Origin of the sequence: Streptomyces canus (assembly GCF_001514145.1) — a bacterium.
Lineage (GTDB): Bacteria > Actinomycetota > Actinomycetes > Streptomycetales > Streptomycetaceae > Streptomyces > Streptomyces canus.
The window spans coordinates 422,797-438,892 of record NZ_KQ948659.1; the positions used below are offsets into that span (position 1 = coordinate 422,797).

At 70.7% G+C, this 16,096-nt stretch carries 16 protein-coding genes; 9 read left to right on the plus strand and 7 right to left on the minus strand.

The annotated features are described in order from the left end of the window. Window positions 1-203: 203 nt before the first annotated feature. Window positions 204-917 carry a DUF2293 domain-containing protein gene (locus AQJ46_RS15545; protein WP_079072286.1) on the minus strand — a complete coding sequence of 238 codons (714 nt, stop codon included), beginning with the start codon at window positions 915-917 and terminating at the stop codon, window positions 204-206. 125 nt (window positions 918-1,042) lie between these two features. On the opposite strand from AQJ46_RS15545, the gene AQJ46_RS15550 reads away from it, so the two are divergent. Both AQJ46_RS15550 and AQJ46_RS15555 read left to right on the plus strand, forming a co-directional pair. Continuing rightward, window positions 1,043-1,675, plus strand: coding sequence for a nucleoside/nucleotide kinase family protein (locus AQJ46_RS15550; protein WP_059206141.1), 633 nt, complete (start codon window positions 1,043-1,045; stop codon window positions 1,673-1,675). Window positions 1,676-1,834: 159 nt separating this feature from the next. Beyond that, the gene (locus tag AQJ46_RS15555) at window positions 1,835-2,266 is read left to right on the plus strand and encodes a CBS domain-containing protein (RefSeq protein WP_059206142.1); all 432 of its coding nucleotides are present in this window, start codon (window positions 1,835-1,837) and stop codon (window positions 2,264-2,266) included. 21 nt (window positions 2,267-2,287) lie between these two features. On the opposite strand, the gene AQJ46_RS15560 is transcribed toward AQJ46_RS15555, so the two are convergent. Continuing rightward, window positions 2,288-3,415 carry a magnesium and cobalt transport protein CorA gene (locus AQJ46_RS15560; protein ID WP_059206143.1) on the minus strand — a complete coding sequence of 376 codons (1,128 nt, stop codon included), beginning with the start codon at window positions 3,413-3,415 and terminating at the stop codon, window positions 2,288-2,290. 240 nt (window positions 3,416-3,655) lie between these two features. Here AQJ46_RS15560 and AQJ46_RS15565 point away from each other — a divergent pair, with 240 nt between their 5' ends. Continuing rightward, on the plus strand, window positions 3,656-4,450 hold the full coding sequence (locus tag AQJ46_RS15565) for a methyltransferase domain-containing protein (protein WP_059206144.1): 795 nt from the start codon (window positions 3,656-3,658) through the stop codon (window positions 4,448-4,450). A gap of 36 nt (window positions 4,451-4,486) precedes the next feature. On the opposite strand, the gene AQJ46_RS15570 is transcribed toward AQJ46_RS15565, so the two are convergent. Together AQJ46_RS15570 and AQJ46_RS15575 are read right to left on the minus strand one after the other, a co-directional pair. Then, window positions 4,487-5,422, minus strand: coding sequence for a carbohydrate kinase family protein (locus tag AQJ46_RS15570; protein WP_059206145.1), 936 nt, complete (start codon window positions 5,420-5,422; stop codon window positions 4,487-4,489). Continuing rightward, window positions 5,419-6,327: a pseudouridine-5'-phosphate glycosidase gene (locus tag AQJ46_RS15575; protein ID WP_059206146.1), complete on the minus strand. Its 909-nt coding sequence runs from the start codon at window positions 6,325-6,327 to the stop codon at window positions 5,419-5,421. Before AQJ46_RS15575 ends, AQJ46_RS15570 begins: the two co-directional genes overlap by 4 nt. A gap of 99 nt (window positions 6,328-6,426) precedes the next feature. On the opposite strand from AQJ46_RS15575, the gene AQJ46_RS15580 reads away from it, so the two are divergent. Continuing rightward, window positions 6,427-6,855: a VOC family protein gene (locus AQJ46_RS15580; RefSeq protein WP_059206147.1), complete on the plus strand. Its 429-nt coding sequence runs from the start codon at window positions 6,427-6,429 to the stop codon at window positions 6,853-6,855. A gap of 17 nt (window positions 6,856-6,872) precedes the next feature. Here the strand turns inward: AQJ46_RS15580 and AQJ46_RS54210 are convergent, their stop codons facing one another. The 3 genes from AQJ46_RS54210 to AQJ46_RS15590 form a co-directional block, all read right to left on the minus strand. After that, on the minus strand, window positions 6,873-7,013 hold the full coding sequence (locus tag AQJ46_RS54210) for a hypothetical protein (protein ID WP_225887335.1): 141 nt from the start codon (window positions 7,011-7,013) through the stop codon (window positions 6,873-6,875). A 36-nt stretch (window positions 7,014-7,049) separates the two neighbouring features. Continuing rightward, window positions 7,050-7,604 (minus strand): methylated-DNA--[protein]-cysteine S-methyltransferase, encoded by a 555-nt coding sequence (locus AQJ46_RS15585; RefSeq protein ID WP_059206148.1) that lies wholly within the window; start codon window positions 7,602-7,604, stop codon window positions 7,050-7,052. A 61-nt stretch (window positions 7,605-7,665) separates the two neighbouring features. Further along, window positions 7,666-8,535, minus strand: a complete 870-nt coding sequence (locus AQJ46_RS15590) for a glycerophosphodiester phosphodiesterase (protein ID WP_059206149.1) — start codon at window positions 8,533-8,535, stop codon at window positions 7,666-7,668. Window positions 8,536-8,814: 279 nt separating this feature from the next. On the opposite strand from AQJ46_RS15590, the gene AQJ46_RS15595 reads away from it, so the two are divergent. The 5 genes from AQJ46_RS15595 to AQJ46_RS15615 all read left to right on the plus strand — a co-directional run bounded on the left by AQJ46_RS15595 (window position 8,815) and on the right by AQJ46_RS15615 (window position 15,987). Next, window positions 8,815-9,684, plus strand: a complete 870-nt coding sequence (locus AQJ46_RS15595; protein WP_057618384.1) for an MHYT domain-containing protein — start codon at window positions 8,815-8,817, stop codon at window positions 9,682-9,684. Window positions 9,685-9,757: 73 nt separating this feature from the next. After that, on the plus strand, window positions 9,758-11,893 hold the full coding sequence (uvrB, locus tag AQJ46_RS15600; RefSeq protein ID WP_059206355.1) for an excinuclease ABC subunit UvrB: 2,136 nt from the start codon (window positions 9,758-9,760) through the stop codon (window positions 11,891-11,893). Between the two features lie 134 nt (window positions 11,894-12,027). Then, window positions 12,028-12,606, plus strand: coding sequence for a TerD family protein (locus tag AQJ46_RS15605; protein WP_057618383.1), 579 nt, complete (start codon window positions 12,028-12,030; stop codon window positions 12,604-12,606). 52 nt (window positions 12,607-12,658) lie between these two features. Beyond that, window positions 12,659-14,758 carry a TerD family protein gene (locus AQJ46_RS15610; RefSeq protein ID WP_059206150.1) on the plus strand — a complete coding sequence of 700 codons (2,100 nt, stop codon included), beginning with the start codon at window positions 12,659-12,661 and terminating at the stop codon, window positions 14,756-14,758. A 227-nt stretch (window positions 14,759-14,985) separates the two neighbouring features. Further along, complete coding sequence (locus AQJ46_RS15615) at window positions 14,986-15,987, plus strand: TerC/Alx family metal homeostasis membrane protein (RefSeq protein ID WP_208616938.1); 1,002 nt, start codon at window positions 14,986-14,988, stop codon at window positions 15,985-15,987. Window positions 15,988-16,096: the final 109 nt, after the last annotated feature.

The following is a 16,096-nucleotide window of genomic DNA, read 5'->3' on the forward strand; positions in this document are numbered from 1 at the left end:
CCAGCTCCCGCCTCCGGCCGAGCCCCAGGCCCAGCACCACCTGTCCCCACCAGTGCATCCCGCCCCCACCCCCCGAACCATGGCCACGGCGCGCACCCTCATAACCGAGCGTCCACCCCACCCGAACTCCTGAGATCCGTCACACCATCTGTTCGGCCGGGCCCTCCGTCTCCGCCGGGCCGCAGCGGCCGGGTCCGGCGTCCTCAGCCCGGCGCCCGAGCCACCTCCTCCACCATTCCCGGCACCCGCCACCCCCTGAGCACGGCCTCCACACTCCCCGAGATCCGTCGCCGCGCCTCATGCCGCGTCACCCCGCTCATCAGCAACGCGTCGTACGGCGTGTCCACGTGCCGCACGGAAGCCGCCACCGCCGACACCACCGCGCCCTCCGACAAGGCTCGTCCCGCCGCGCTCCGCCCCACCCGCCCGCTGCCGCGCAGGGACGCATGCGAGGCGATGGCCCGGGCCCGCTCCTCAGGGCACCCCGGATACAACCGCCGTATCTCCGCCGCGAACGCCTCGGTGAACCGCACGTCCTCCACCGCCCGCCGCCGCGCGTCCCGCACCCGGCGCCGCCGCCGTGCCTCCGCGTCAGCCAGGCACCGCTCCTCGGCCCGCGCCAGCCCCGCCTCCTCGACGAGGACGCCCTGCCGTTCGTAACGTCCCTTGCGCCGGTTGAACCGCACGACGACCGCCGACAGCGCGCTCTCCTCCCGTGAGCGGCGCGTGAGCGCGGTGTCTCCGCGCGCCAGGAACACCAGGTGCCCGAGGTCCGCGCAGTCGAGACACCGCGGCGCCCCGCTCTCGACGACGAGCATCGCCAAAGGCCCGCTCCGGCACTCCGCACAGTGCCGTCTCCTCAACGGCTGGACGACAAGAGGTCCGCCAGGGGTCGGGGAAGTCACGAGGCCTGCCATGAGGGGTTCATTCCCCAGCCACGCTCATGACCGACACCGGACAACCGGCGTGGTGACCCTGCCCGCCCCCCACCGGGTCCACGAGCGCGACGCCTTCGGCACATCGGCTGACGCATCATGGCCGTGTGCGACTCGAAGCGATCACCTGGGACCGGCTCGGCGAGCAGCTGGCCGACCGACTCCTCGACCTGAAGCCGGCCGACGGGAGCCCCTGGCCCCGCGTCGCCCTCGACGGCGCCCCGGCAGCCCGCCCCGGCGAACTCGCCGAGCGTGTCGCCGAGGCTCTGCGCATACGCGGCCGCTCTTCGCTCGTCGTCGGCATGGAGGGCTTCCTGCGCCCCGCCTCGCTCCGTCTGGAATACGGCCACCACGACCTGGAGGCCTACTACAGCGGCTGGTTCGACACCGGCGCTCTCTGGCGCGAGGTCTTCGGCCCCCTCGAACCCGGCGGCGACGGCCGAGTCCTGCCCGACCTGTGGGACCCGGTCACCGACCGCGCCACCCGCAGCCCCTACGTCCATCTCCCGCCCGGTGGCGTCCTGTTGCTCCACGGCCCCCTCCTGCTGCACCACTGGTTCCCCTTCGACCTGACCGTCCACGTCCTCCTCTCCGAGGGCGCCCTGCGCCGCCGTACTCCCGAGCCCGACCACTGGACCCTCCCCGCCTACCAGCGCTACGCCGACGAGACCGACCCGGCCGGCACGGCCGACGTCCTCGTCCGCGCCGACGACCCCCGCCACCCGGCATGGAGCGGCTGACCGGGCCCGTCCGAGGACTGGGGCGTCGCCGCCCGAGACCGGCCGCCGTCACCGACAGATTCCGGGTGCGGGCCGCCGGTGGCGCGGCGAGAATGTAGGGCGCCGGGACTTGCGGTGCCGTCCGCGCCGCGCCGGCCGTCCGGCACCGGGAGGTACTCCATGACCACCGCCGGAGACATCATGCACCGGGGCGCCCAGTGGATCCCCGCCCACGAGACCCTCGACCGTGCCGCCCAGCTCATGCGCGAACTCGGCGTCGGAGCCCTGCCCATCAGTGACGCGAACGAACGGCTGTGCGGCATCCTCACCGACCGCGACATCGTCATCGGCTGTGTGGCCGTGGGCCACGACCCGGCCAAGGTCACCGCGGGCGAGATGGCCCAGGGCACACCCCGCTGGATCGACGCGAACGCCGACGTCACCGACGTCCTGCACGAGATGCAGGAGCACCGGATCCGCAGGCTCCCCGTCATCGAGAACAAGCGCCTGGTGGGCATGATCAGCGAGGCCGATCTCGCCCGGCACCTGACGGACGAGCAGATCGCCGGCTGGGCCGAGAGCGTCTACGCACGCAGTTCCACCACCCACTGACCGTCCCGCGGACGCCCCCGGTCACAGCCAGCCGTTGCGCCGGAAGCCGCGGTACAGCACGCCACAGGCGACGGCTATCACGCCCATGACCAACGGGTAGCCGAACGTCCAGTGCAGCTCCGGCATGTGGTCGAAGTTCATGCCGTACACACCGCAGACCATCGTCGGGACGGCGATCACCGCGGCCCAGGCCGTGATCTTCCGCATGTCCTCGTTCTGCGAGACCGTCACCTGCGCGAGGTGGGCCTGAAGGATCGAGTTGAGCAGTTCGTCGAACGCGGCGATCTGCTCCTTGGCGCGCAGCAGATGGTCGGAGACGTCGCGGAAGTACGCCTGTATCTCCGGGGCGATGACATGGATCGGCCGCGTGGAGAGCTCCTCGAGCGGGCGGCTGAGCGGGACCACCGCCCGCTTCAGCTCCAGGAGTTCGCGCTTGAGCTGGTAGATGCGGCCCGGGTCGACCCGGGCGCCGTTGTCCGCGAACACCGCCGTCTCGACCAGGTCGATGTCCGACTGCATCGAGTCGGTGACGTCCAGGTAGTCGTCGACCACATGGTCCGCGATCGCGTGCAGCACCGCGGCCGGCCCCTTGGCGAGCTGCTGGGGATCGGACTCCAGCTCCTCGCGCAGCGGACCCAGCGATCCATGACTGCCGTGCCGCACCGTGATCACGAAGTCCTCGCCGGCGAACACCATGATCTCTCCGGTGTTGACCACCTCGCTCGTCGCCGTGAGCTCCTCGTGCTCGACGTAGCAGACCGTCTTGAACACCGCGAACAGTGTCTCGCCGTATCGCTCCACCTTCGGGCGCTGATGGGCCTCGACCGCGTCCTCGACGGCCAGCGGATGCAGGTCGAAGAGGTCCGCGATGCCCTCGAACTCATGGTCCGACGGCTCGTGCAGGCCGAGCCAGACAAAGCCGTCACGGCTCTTGCGCATCCGCTCCACGGTGTCGACGAGGTCACCGTCGACCGGGATGCGGGCTCCGTCCTTGTACGTCACGCAGTTGACGACCGAGGTGCCCAGCGGGGAGCGGGCGTGGTGGCTCAGGTCGACGCGCGGGCGCCGCCGGGCCAGCCGGGCCACCTTGCGCAGGCCGCCCACGCTGCCGAGGCTCGTGACCTTTCGCAGATTCCCTGCCATGGACATCCGGATCTCCTCGCTTGGACCTCCCAGCGACGCGTGTCCGCGTCCTGGCGAGCCAGTTTGCCAGGCCGACGTAAGCGTCGGGTGAGCCTGTGGGCAGCGGAGGTTCCGCTTGGTTCCCGCCTGTGGACAACCACCCGCGCCCGCCTCGGCGCCGTAGCCTCGTCGGATGCAGGCCGGCCATCTCGTCGGAGGACCGCGTCGCCCGTTTCGGACAAGCACGCCAACTGGGATCATCGCGGCATGACACGAACCGACCGGTATCTCCTCGACAACCGGCAGACGGAGGCGGGCGAGCGCTTCGACGCCTTCGCCACCCTCTTCGACCCCACGACCTTCCGGCACATCGAAGGATTCGGCATCGGATCCGGCTGGCGCTGCTGGGAGGTCGGAGCGGGCGGCACGTCCGTGGTGTCCTGGCTGGCCAAGAAGGTCGGTCCGACCGGAAAGGTCGTCGCGACCGACATCGACACCACGCGCCTGTCCGCGGCGGCCCGCCCGCCGGTGGCCGTACGCGTTCACGACGTGAGCGCCGAGGAACCGCCCGGGGAGGACTTCGACCTGGTGCACGCCCGGCTCGTCCTCGTCCATGTGCCGGACCGGGGACGGGCGTTGCGGTCGATGATCAAGTCCCTGCGCCCCGGCGGACGGCTCCTGCTGGAGGACGCCGACCCCGCCCTGCAACCCCTGACCTGCCCCGACGAGCGCGGCCCCGAGCAGCAACTGGCGAACCGGCTGCGCCAAGGGTTCCGCCGGCTGCTCGCCGACCGCGGCGCCGACCTGTCCTACGGCCGCACCCTCCCGCGTCTGCTGCGCGAGGCCGGTCTGCGCCAGGTGGCGGCCGACGGCTACTTCCCGCTCGCCTCGCCGGCCTGTGCCGCCCTGGAGTCCGCCACGATCCGCCAGATCCGCGAGCAGCTGGTCACGGCGGGCCTCGCCACGGACGAGGACATCGACCGCCATCTCGCCAACGTCGCCACCGGCACGATGGACCTGGCCACGGCCCCGTTGATCTCGGCGTGGGGCCGCAAGGCGTAGGACGGGAACGGCAACCGGGGCACGGGGTGTCGGTCGTCAGTCCGGCATCGGAGGTCTCCCGCCCACCCGCTGCACCGCCAGCGCGCCCGCCCGGCATCCGTCCGCCGCCGCGTCCTCGGGTGCGGCGCCCGCCAGCAGGGCCGCGAGGAACCCGCCTGTGAAGGCGTCGCCCGCCCCGGTCGTGTCCCGGGGCGTCGCCGCCACGGCGGGCACGTGGGCGTACACACTGCCGGAGCGGGCGATCACCGCGCCCATCGCTCCCTGCTTGACGACCACCAGCGGAACGTGGCGGCTCAGCTTGGCCGCCGCGTCCGCCGCGTCGGGCAGCCCGGTGAGCAGGCACGCCTCGTCCCGGCTCGGCAGCAGGACATCCACCCCCTCGACCAGCGACAGGCAGCGGTCCACCCCCAGCTCCCGGAGGAAGCCCGCCGACGCCGGATCAAGGCTCACCGGAACACCACGCGCGCGTGCCGACTCCAGGGCCACCGCCACCAGCGCCCGGCTCGGCTCGGAGAACAGCAGATAGCCCGACAGGTGCAGCCATGCCACGCCGTCGAGCAGCGCGTCCGACCAGTCGTCCGGCTCCAGCCGCAGCGAGGCGCCGCTGTCCGTGATCAACGTCCGCTCGGCGCCCTCACCCGTGTCCACGAGGCAGATCACCGTCCCGGTCGGCGCCTCCGGATCGACGACGAGCCGCGGCCGTACCCCGCACTCGGCCAGCTCCCGCTCGTGCCACGCGGCCGCGTCCGCGCCCACCCGCCCCAGCAGCCGTACCTCCGCACCGCCCCCGCGGGCGGCCCAGCAGGCCACGTTGGCCCCTGCCCCGCCCGGCACCGTACGGATCGCGGCGGCGGTGTCCGTGCCGGCGGCCAGCGGCCCCCGGTGCCGGGCGACGACGTCCGTGATGACATCCCCGACGACCAGCAGGGCGCCACCCCGGCCGGCGGCGGTACCGAGCGCGTCCGTCGTCACGCCCCGGCCCGGGCCGCCGCGATCCGCCCCGCCAGCCGCACGTTGCCGCGCACGGCCGCCAGGTTGGCGCTCAGCGAGGCACCGTCGGTGTGCCGCACCAGATAGTCCAGCAGAAACGGCGTGACCCCTTGACCGGTGACCCCCGCCTCCTCGCACGCCTGCAGCGCCCCCGCGAGCACACGCGCGTGCAGGTCCGGATCCAGCTGCTCCTCCTCGGGGACGGGGTTGGCGACGATCAGCGCGGAGCCGGGCGCGCCCAGCGCTTCCCGCGCCCGCATGACCTCCGCGACCTCCTGCGGGGAGTCCAGCCGCCACTCCACGGGGTAGCCGGAGTCGGACAGATAGAAGCCGGGGAAACGGTCCGTCCCGTACCCGGCGACCGCGACCCCCAGCGTCTCCAGTCGCTGGAGCGTCGCGGGCACGTCCAGGATCGACTTCACGCCCGCACACACCACGGTGATCGATGTGCGCGCCAGCAGACCGAGGTCGGCCGACTCGTCCTGGGTCGTCGTCCACTCCCGGTGCACCCCGCCGAGCCCGCCCGTCGCGAACACCTCCACCCCGGCCAGGGCCGCCAGCTGCGCCGTCGCCGACACGGTGGTCGCCCCGCTCACCCCCGCGGCCACCGCGAGCGGCAGATCCCGGTGCCCCAGCTTGCGGATCCCGTCCTCGTTGGCGACCCGCTCCAACTGCTCCTTGTCCAGGCCGACCAGGGGGCGCCCGTCCAGTACGGCGATCGTCGCCGGTACGGCTCCCTGCCGCCGTACGACGTCCTCCAGCTCCAGCGCCACCTGCAGATTGCGCGGACGCGGCAGCCCGTGCGCGATGATCGTGGACTCCAGGGCCACCACGGGTCGACGCGCGTCGATCGCCTCGCGCACCTCTTCGGACACCACCAGCACCACGGGCCTGCCTCCTGTCGTTCGGTCTTCCCTCATCTCTGGCGGGCGGCACGTCCGGTCAAACCCTTGCGGGCTGTGGAGGGCGACACCAGCCTGGTGTGCATGAAGGACAACTCGACACGACTCGACCATGTCGTCCTCTGGGTCCGTGACCCGGTGGCATCGGCAGACTTCTACGAGAAGACCCTGGGCATGGAACCCGTGCGGCTCACCGACTTCGCCGCGGGGGCGGTGTCCTTCCCCTCCGTACGGCTCAACGACGAGACCATCTTCGACCTCATGCCGCTCACCATGGCGGACCACATGAAAATGGTCCCTGGCGCTGCCGAGAGCGCGGGACACCCCGTCAATCATGTCTGCCTGGCCCTGCCCGCAGACGATTTCGAGACACTCCGCGCCCGCCTCGAGGAAGGATCAGTGCCCCTCTCGGACATCTCGCACGACTCCTTCGGCGCCCGCGGAATGGCCCGGCGCAGCTTCTACTTCCGCGACCCGGACGGCAACGTCTTCGAGGCACGCCACTACGACTGACGCGGACTGCCGCGATGTCAGACCGGCCGTACGCCGGTCGGCGCTCCGTGCGGGTCGAGCACGTACTTACGGCCGGCGCCCTGGTCGAACTCGGCGTCGCCGCGTGGTGCGTCGTCCAGTCCGATGACCGTCGCGTTGACCGCCTTGGCGGTGTGCACACGGCCCGTCCGTCACGAAGGGATGCCGGTCGAGCGTCAGAACAGCGGCTCGGGCAGCACGCCCTCCAGCGCGAGCAGCTTCCGCTTGGTCTCCAGGCCGCCGCCGAACCCGCCGATGCCGCCGTCGCTCTCCACGACCCGATGGCAGGGCACGACGACCGGCAGCGGATTGGATCCCATGGCCACCCCCACGGCCTGCGCGGCACCCGGCTGCCCGACCCGTCCGGCCAGATCGCCGTACCCGACGACCTGGCCGTACCGCACACCGGACGCCAGCTCGCGCAGCACCTGCCGGTTGAAGCCCGAGATCAGCGACCAGTCCAAGGACAGCTCGAAGTCGCGCCGCTCGCCCGCGAAGTACGCCTCGACCTGGCCTATCGCCTCGGCCAGCAGTGCGGAGCGGGGCGCCTCGACGGGCTCGGTGCCCAGCCGGGACGCGAGCCGCTCCAGCGCTTTGTCGCGGACCGGCTCGGTGGCGTGGAAGACCACGTTGACCAGACCCTCGTCGGTCGCGGCCAGCAGCAGCGGCCCGATGTCCGTGCCGACGACGGTCCACACGACCCGCTGCTCGTCCTGCCCTTGGCTGTTCATGCGCCCACCGTACGAGCCGGCACTGACAACGCCCGGCGGGCGGCCCGAGCGAACGGGCCGACTACTCGCGCAGCGCGTCCCGCACCACGTCCGGCTTGTTGGTGATGATGCCGTCGACGCCGTACCCGGCGACCAGCCGGGCGGCGTCCGCGGTGTTGACGGTCCAGGTGGAGACCTCGAGCGGCCTGCCGTGCGGACCCGTGAAAGCCTGGACCGCGGCGACGTACGCCCGGGAGACGGCGGCGTACGACGGGTTGATCTGGTCGGCGAAGACCGCGTACGCGTGCAGGTCCGCCATCGGCGGCCTTCCGAGGAAGCCGGTCTTCACAGCGGGCTTGAGATCGTGGACGGTCCGCAGACTGGCCGCGCTGAAGCTCTGCACGACCAGCCGGCTCCGGTGCTTCCGGTCGAGCCACCCCTCGTTGCCGAGGAGCTTGAGCGTCTCCTGCTCGATGCCCGGATACAGCTCGGGGTTCTTGAGTTCGAGGAGCAGCTTCTGATGGTGAAGATCGACGCGGCGCACGTACTGCTTGAGCGTCGGCACACGCGCGCCCGCGTAGACGGAGCCGAACCAGCTGCCCGCGTCCAGACGCGCGATTTCGGCGGCGGTGAAGTCCTTCACCTTCCATGGCGCCCTACCGGGGAACACCTGCTCCACGTCGGTGGTGCGCCGGAGACTGTCGTCGTGGAGGACGACGAGTTTGCCGTCCCTGGTGCGCTGGACGTCGTTCTCGACCCAGACGGCGCCGAGCCGTGCGGCCTTGTCGACGGCGGCCAGGGTGTTCTCGGGGGCGTAGCCGGAGGCACCCCGGTGAGCGATGATCGCGGGCGGAGTGCCGTCCTCGACGGCTCGGACGTCGGTTGCGGGAAGCAGGAGGGCGGCGGTCCCCAGGAGCGCGGTGGTCATGGCGGTCGCAGCGCGCGCGTGCATACGTACTCCTCGCGTCGAGCAATCACGTACAGCACAACTGTGACAGCACCGCGTCAACGGCAGCGGGGTACAGAATGGCCACATCCTGAATGGTCGTGTTCCAAGTCCGCTCACCGGTGCCGCACAACTGCGGCGAGGGCGTGTTTCTTTGCCGGAAAATCGTTCGACCATTCCGGTGAGAGTCATACTCTCTGCCTCGACCCCGACCGCTCGGGCGGTGCTGGGAAGGGGCACGTTTCAGGGAATTCCAGGACGTAAGAGGGCGGAAGGTAGCCGCGCATGCAAGGCACGGTCGACGGATTCAGCTACGGACTCGTCACACCGCTGGTGGCCTACCTCATGGCCTGCCTCGGCGGCGCCCTCGGCCTGCGCTGCACCACCAGATCCATGCTGGTCAGCCGGTCCTGGCGACCCGGCTGGCTGGCCCTCGGCTCGGCAGCGATCGGCTCCGGCATCTGGACCATGCACTTCGTCGCGATGATGGGGTTCAAGGTCGAACAGGCACCCATCCACTACGACAGGGCCATCACCTTCGCGAGCCTGGCCGTCGCCATCGTCATGGTGGGCATCGGGGTCTTCATCGTCGGCTACCGGGGCGCGACCGGAACACCCCTGATGACCGGCGGTGCCGTCACCGGCCTGGGCATCGCGTCGATGCACTACCTGGGCATGGCGGGGATGCGCCTGAACGGTCAGTTGGAGTACAACACCGTCACCGTCGCCATCTCCGTGGTCATAGCAGTCGTCGCCGCCACCGCCGCCCTCTGGGCCGCCGGGCAGGTCAGGGGATTCCTGTGGAGCGTGGGCGCGAGCCTGGTCATGGGCCTCGCCGTCACGGGCATGCACTACACCGGCATGGCGGCCCTCAGCGTCCATGTGCACCGCACCTCCGCCCCCGTCGGCGGTGACTCGCCCGCCTCCCTGCTCGCGCCCATGATGATCGGGCCGCTCGCCTTCCTGCTGCTCGCGGGTGTCGTCGTGATGTTCGACCCGCTGATGGTCATGGGCAAACCCGTGTGGTCGCCCGCCGAGAACAAACCCGGCGTCCCCGCGCGCGAACTCGTCCACCACCCGGCCTCCCGCCGCCCCTCGCTCCGCCCCCGCCGGACCCTGACCCACAGCGACTCCGGCACCCCGCAGAACCGCTGACCCTCCGGTCCCTCCTCCGCCCGAAACCCCTGATCGGGCCGCGTTGTCAGTGGGGAGTCGTACGGTGGACTCCATGCGGCCCGTTTCTCACATCGAACGTACGGTGGCGCCCTTCGAGGTCGTCAGCTCCTACCAGCCCAGCGGCGATCAGCCGGCGGCCATCGCCGAGCTGGCCAAGCGCATCGAAGCAGGTGAGAAGGACGTCGTCCTGCTCGGCGCGACCGGCACCGGAAAGTCCGCCACCACGGCGTGGATGATCGAGAAGCTCCAGCGTCCCACTCTCGTGATGGCCCCGAACAAGACGCTGGCCGCCCAGCTGGCGAACGAATTCCGCGAGCTGCTGCCGAACAACGCCGTCGAGTACTTCGTCTCGTACTACGACTACTACCAGCCCGAGGCCTACGTCCCGCAGTCGGACACCTACATCGAGAAGGACTCCTCGATCAACGAGGAGGTGGAGCGCCTGCGCCACTCCGCGACCAACTCGCTGCTCACCCGCCGGGACGTCATCGTGGTCGCCTCGGTCTCCTGCATCTACGGCCTCGGTACCCCGCAGGAGTACGTGGACCGCATGGTGGCGCTCAAGGTCGGCGACGAGATCGACCGCGACCAGCTGCTGCGCCGCTTCGTGGACATCCAGTACACGCGCAACGACCTGGCCTTCACCCGGGGCACCTTCCGGGTGCGTGGCGACACCATCGAGATCTTCCCGGTCTACGAGGAACTCGCCGTCCGCATCGAGATGTTCGGCGACGAGATCGAGGCACTGTCCACGCTCCACCCGCTCACCGGCGAGATCATCAGCGACGACGACCATCTGTACGTCTTCCCTGCCTCGCACTACGTCGCGGGACCCGAGCGCATGGAGCGGGCCGTCAACGACATCGAGAAGGAGCTCGGGGAGCGCCTGGCCGAGCTCGAGAAGCAGGGCAAGCTCCTGGAGGCCCAGCGCCTGAGGATGCGCACGACGTACGACCTGGAGATGCTCCGCCAGATCGGCTCCTGCTCGGGCGTCGAGAACTACTCGATGCACTTCGACGGGCGCTCGCCCGGTTCCCCGCCGCACACCCTGATCGACTACTTCCCGGACGACTTCCTCCTCGTCATCGACGAGTCGCACGTGACCGTGCCCCAGATCGGCGCGATGTACGAGGGCGACGCCTCCCGCAAGCGCACCCTCGTCGACCACGGCTTCCGCCTCCCCTCGGCCCTGGACAACCGCCCCCTCAAGTGGGAGGAGTTCACCGAGCGCATCGGCCAGACCGTCTATCTGTCGGCGACGCCCGGCAAGTACGAGCTCTCGCGCGGGGACGGCGTCGTCGAGCAGATCATCCGCCCCACCGGCCTGATCGACCCCGAAGTCGTCGTCAAGCCCACCGAGGGCCAGATCGACGACCTGGTGCACGAGATCCGCACCCGCACCGAGAAGGACGAGCGCGTCCTGGTCACCACGCTCACCAAGAAGATGGCCGAGGACCTCACCGACTACTTCCTGGAGCTCGGCATCCAGGTCCGCTATCTGCACAGCGACGTCGACACCCTGCGCCGCGTGGAGCTGCTGCGTGAGCTGCGCTCCGGCGAGTTCGACGTCCTCGTCGGCATCAACCTCCTGCGCGAGGGCCTCGACCTGCCCGAGGTGTCCCTGGTGGCCATCCTCGACGCCGACAAGGAGGGCTTCCTGCGCTCCGGCACCTCCCTGATCCAGACCATCGGCCGCGCCGCGCGCAATGTCTCCGGCCAGGTCCACATGTACGCCGACAAGATCACCCCGGCGATGGAGAAGGCCATCGAGGAGACCAACCGGCGCCGGGAGAAGCAGGTCGCGTACAACACGGAGCGGGGCATCGACCCCCAGCCGCTGCGCAAGAAGATCAACGACATCGTCGCGCAGATCGCCCGCGAGGACATCGACACCGAGCAGCTGCTCGGCTCCGGCTACCGCCAGGGCAAGGACGGCAAGGGAGCCAAGGCCCCCGTGCCCTCCCTCGGCAAGGCGGCGGCCGGTACCAAGGCCGCCAAGGGCAAGGCCAAGGAGACCGTCCCGACCGACCGCCCCGCGGCCGAACTCGCCGAGCAGATCGAGGAGATGACGGCACGCATGCGTGCCGCCGCCGCCGACCTCCAGTTCGAGATCGCGGCCCGGCTGCGCGACGAGGTCTCCGAGATGAAGAAGGAGCTCCGGCAGATGAAGGAGGCCGGCCTGGCCTGACCCCCATCGCGCTGTGTTGCAAGACCGACACAAAGTGCGTTCCGGGGTGCGTCACCGTCGGTGCCCCTGCGTAGGGTTCTGGACAACCGCGGGCACCGCGGTAACAGGGGACAGCAGCGAGAGGGGTTCGGCGCGTGACCGTCAACATGACCAAGGGTCAGGCCATCAGTCTGCAGAAGAACGACGGAGGCAGCCTGACCGCGGTGCGCATGGGCCTCGGCTGGCAGGCGGCTCCCCGGCGCGGCCTGTTCGGCACGCGCACGCGGGAGGTCGACCTCGACGCCTCCGCCGTCCTGTTCGCGGACAAGCAGCCCGTCGACGTCGTCTTCTTCCGCCACCTGGTGAGCGACGACGGCTCGGTCAAGCACACCGGTGACAACCTCGTCGGCGGCGTCGGCCAGGGCGGGGACGACGAGGCGATCCTCGTCGACCTGGCCCGCGTCCCCGTTCACATCGACCAGATCGTCTTCACCGTGAACTCCTTCACGGGTCAGACCTTCCAGGAAGTGCAGAACGCCTTCTGCCGACTGGTCGACGAGGCCAACGGCGACGAGCTGGCCCGCTACACGCTCGCCGGCGGCGGCGCCTACACCGCCCAGATCATGGCGAAGGTGCACCGGACGGGCCCGGGCTGGACCATGACGGCCCTCGGCACCCCGGCCAACGGCCGCACCTTCCAGGACCTGATGCCGGCGATCCTGCCGCACCTGTAACCGGCCCGCCGAGCGGCATCCGACCGACACCACGACACAGGGGGAGAAGGCGATGACGGCCGAGCTGGTGCGGGGGCAGAACCACCCGCTCTCCCAGGCCCGTCTCGAGATCCGGATCGCGGCCGGTACGCCGGTCGTGGCCGGAGCCACACTCGGGGACGAGCACGGAACCGTGCACGGCGCCGAGTGGGTCGTCCACCCGGGTGCGCCCACCCTGCCGGGTCTTGAGGTCTCCCGGCAGGCGGCCGCCGACCACCGCCTCGCGGTCGATCTCGGCGCCATGCCCGAGGCCGTCCACCGGGTCCATGTGCTGCTCGCCCTGCCCTCGGCGGGCGGCCCCGTGCGCTTCGGTGCCGTCGACGCCCCCTTCGTCGCGGTCACGGGCCTCGACGGCACCGAGCTCGCCGGCTACACCATCACCGGCCTGGACGCCGAGTCGGCGGTCGTCGCGCTGGAGCTCTACCGCCGCCAGGGCGCCTGGAAGGTGCGCGCCGTCGGCCAGGGCTACGCGGGCGGTCTCACCGAACTCCTCACCGACCAGGGCCTTCCCCAGGCCCACCAGCTCGCGAACACCATCCATGAGGCGGTGGCCCAGGGCCTGGCCCGGGCAGTGACGCCCCCGGCCCGCACGGCGGACGGCGACCGCGCCCGGCAGACGGCCACGCCGGCACCGGGCCCGGAGCAGGGCGCTTCCGCGACCCAGGGCGCCTCCGGTGCCGTACCCCCGCAGCCGCTGTCGCCGTACGGCACACAGCCTCCGGGCACACCACCGCAGCCGACGACCCCGAACGGCAGCCCGGCCTCCGGCACATCGCAGCCCGCTTCTCCCTACGGCGCGCAGGGCGCCCCGGCAGCCGGCGGGCCGCCGCCCGGACACACCCAGGTGCCCGCGGACGGGTCCGCCGCTCAGCCCGCCGCGCCCACCGCCGGCGGCCCGATCGACTACAGCCACCCCCGACGGCAGAACGCCGCCCCGCCCCCGCCTCCGCCCGTCGCGCCCCCCGTTCAGCCGGGACAGCCCGCGCGGCCCGTCGCCGGGGACGCGACCGGCTGGTCCATGGACGAGCGGCTCTACAACCAGGTGTGGGGCATGTTCGAGGACCTGGCGCGCTCCACGGCCGCGTACCGCAGCGCCGTCGACTTCGCCGACTCGCGCATGGAGAAGGAGCTCGACGCGGCCCTCGCCGACCCGCGCAACCGGATCGGCGGGCAGGGTGACGCCGCACGTGAGGCGGCCCGTGCCAAGTACGCCCAGCTGGTCGAACAGGCCCGCGCGGCCTACGACCGGGATCTCGGCCAGCTCACGGCCGAGTCCGAGGTGGTCGAACCCGCCCTGCCCCTGGCGTACGCCCGCTGGGACAACCCCGTCTGGCACGGCTACCGGGTGCCGTTCGAGGCGCCCATGGCCGTGCGCATGGGTGATCTGCATCTGCCCGAGTGCCCCGAGCTGCGTATCCCGATGCTGATCCGGCTGCCGCTGGAGCGCGGCCTGTGGATCGACAGCGGAGCCGCCGGATCCCTCGACGGCTCGTTCCTCGACTCCCACGAACTGCACGGCCTCGCCATGGACACGGCCGTGGCGCTCGCGGCCCGGCTCCTCGCCGTCCACCCCGCCGGGGACTACACCCTGCACGTCATCGACCCGGCCGGATCGGGGGCTCAGGCGCTCGCCCCGCTGGTGTGGACCGGCGTGCTCGCGGCCCCGCCGGCTGTCGGTGCCGCGGGCGTGGGGGACGTCCTGGCCCGCCTCACCGAGCGCGTCGACCTCGTGCAGATGGCGGTGCGCGGCGGCGCGGCCGACTCCCTCCCGCCCGGCCTCGACACCTCCGAGCAACTCCTGATCGTCAACGACTTCCCGCACGGCTTCGACGACCGGGCCGTGACCCAGCTGCGCTACCTCGCGGACGAGGGGCCGTCCGTCGGTGTCCACCTGATGATGGTCGCGGACCGTGAGGAGGCGTCCGCCTACGGCCCCCTCCTCGACCCCCTGTGGCGCTCGCTCATGCGCCTGACCCCGGTGCCCGACGACCACCTCGCCGACCCGTGGGTCGGGCATGCCTGGACCTACGAGCCCGCGCTCGTCCCACCCGGCAGCCAGGTGGTCCAACAGGTCCTGAACCAGGTGGCAGAGGCTCGTACCAAGTACACGTAAAGCCGTCCCCACCAGGTATTTTGACCTTTCTTTTGCCAATCGCTTTACCTTTACTTGGTGATTGGGGTACGGTTGGTGGCACGGAGGGGAGTACTCCCTGTCGACTGCGGCGTACCCGTCAATACGGATCAGGCCTGATCCCGGGGCGTCGGCCCACCGTGGGTGGAAGAGACCTCCGGCAGCGCGACGACGCTGGTTACTTGCCGTTACGTATTGCCGGAGGAACTGTGGATGTTTCCGTGACCCTGTGGGTCCTGACGATCGTGGGCCTCGCCGCCCTCATCGCGGTCGACTTCTTCATCGGCCGCAAGCCGCACGACGTGTCCATCAAGGAAGCGGGCATCTGGACGGTTGTCTGGATCGCCCTGGCCGGCCTCTTCGGGCTCGGTCTGCTCGTCTTCGGCGGCGGCCAGGCCGGCGGAGAGTTCTTCGCGGGCTTCATCACCGAGAAGTCCCTGAGCGTGGACAACCTCTTCGTCTTCGTCCTGATCATGGCGAAGTTCGCGGTGCCCTCGCAGTACCAGCAGCGGGTGCTTCTCGTCGGTGTCCTCATAGCCCTGGTACTGCGCGCGATCTTCATCGCGGCCGGTGCCGCGATCATCGCCAGCTTCGCCTGGGTGTTCTACATCTTCGGCGCCTTCCTCATCTGGACCGCCTGGAAGCTCATCCAGGAGGCCCGGGCGGACGAGGAGGAAGAGGAGTTCGAGGAGAACAAGCTGCTCAAGGCCGCCGAGCGCAGGTTCGGCGTGGCCGACCGCTACCACGGCACCAAGCTGTGGATCGTGGAGAACGGCAAGCGGGTCATGACCCCGATGCTCGTCGTGATGCTCGCGATCGGCTCCACCGACGTGCTCTTCGCGCTCGACTCGATCCCCGCGATCTTCGGCCTGACCCAGGACCCGTACATCGTCTTCACGGCCAACGCGTTCGCCCTGATGGGTCTGCGGCAGCTGTACTTCCTCATCGGCGGTCTGCTGAAGAAGCTGGTCCACCTGAGCTACGGCCTGTCGATCATCCTGGGCTTCATCGGCGTCAAGCTGGTGCTGCACGCCCTGCACGAGTCCGGGGTCCACGTCCCCGAGATCAGCATTCCGGTCTCGCTCGGCGTGATCTGCGCGGTCCTGATCGTCACCACGATCACCAGTCTGATGGCCACCAGGAAGCAGGCGGCGGCCGAGGCGGCGCAGGCGGAGGGCGAAGGCGCTCCGAAGGACAGCATCGAGGCCTGACCACCGCAGACGTAGAAGAATCAGCACCGGGAGCGGAGCACGGCGAATTGCCGGGTATCGCTCCCGGTGCTTGTTTGGTTCCAGCGCGTTCCCCGGCCCGGGGGCGCCG

What these genes read in the sequence shown, in the direction of transcription:
- AQJ46_RS15580 (WP_059206147.1), top strand. Translation starts at nt 6,427, where the DNA reads ATGAAGGACAACTCGACACGACTCGACCATGTCGTCCTCTGGGTCCGT.
- AQJ46_RS15555 (WP_059206142.1), top strand. Translation starts at nt 1,835, where the DNA reads ATGACCACCGCCGGAGACATCATGCACCGGGGCGCCCAGTGGATCCCC.
- AQJ46_RS15560 (WP_059206143.1), bottom strand. Translation starts at nt 3,415, where the DNA reads ATGTCCATGGCAGGGAATCTGCGAAAGGTCACGAGCCTCGGCAGCGTG.
- uvrB (WP_059206355.1), top strand. Translation starts at nt 9,758, where the DNA reads ATGCGGCCCGTTTCTCACATCGAACGTACGGTGGCGCCCTTCGAGGTC.
- AQJ46_RS15590 (WP_059206149.1), bottom strand. Translation starts at nt 8,535, where the DNA reads ATGCACGCGCGCGCTGCGACCGCCATGACCACCGCGCTCCTGGGGACC.
- AQJ46_RS15545 (WP_079072286.1), bottom strand. Translation starts at nt 917, where the DNA reads ATGGCAGGCCTCGTGACTTCCCCGACCCCTGGCGGACCTCTTGTCGTC.
- AQJ46_RS15595 (WP_057618384.1), top strand. Translation starts at nt 8,815, where the DNA reads ATGCAAGGCACGGTCGACGGATTCAGCTACGGACTCGTCACACCGCTG.
- AQJ46_RS15610 (WP_059206150.1), top strand. Translation starts at nt 12,659, where the DNA reads ATGACGGCCGAGCTGGTGCGGGGGCAGAACCACCCGCTCTCCCAGGCC.
- AQJ46_RS15565 (WP_059206144.1), top strand. Translation starts at nt 3,656, where the DNA reads ATGACACGAACCGACCGGTATCTCCTCGACAACCGGCAGACGGAGGCG.
- AQJ46_RS15585 (WP_059206148.1), bottom strand. Translation starts at nt 7,604, where the DNA reads ATGAACAGCCAAGGGCAGGACGAGCAGCGGGTCGTGTGGACCGTCGTC.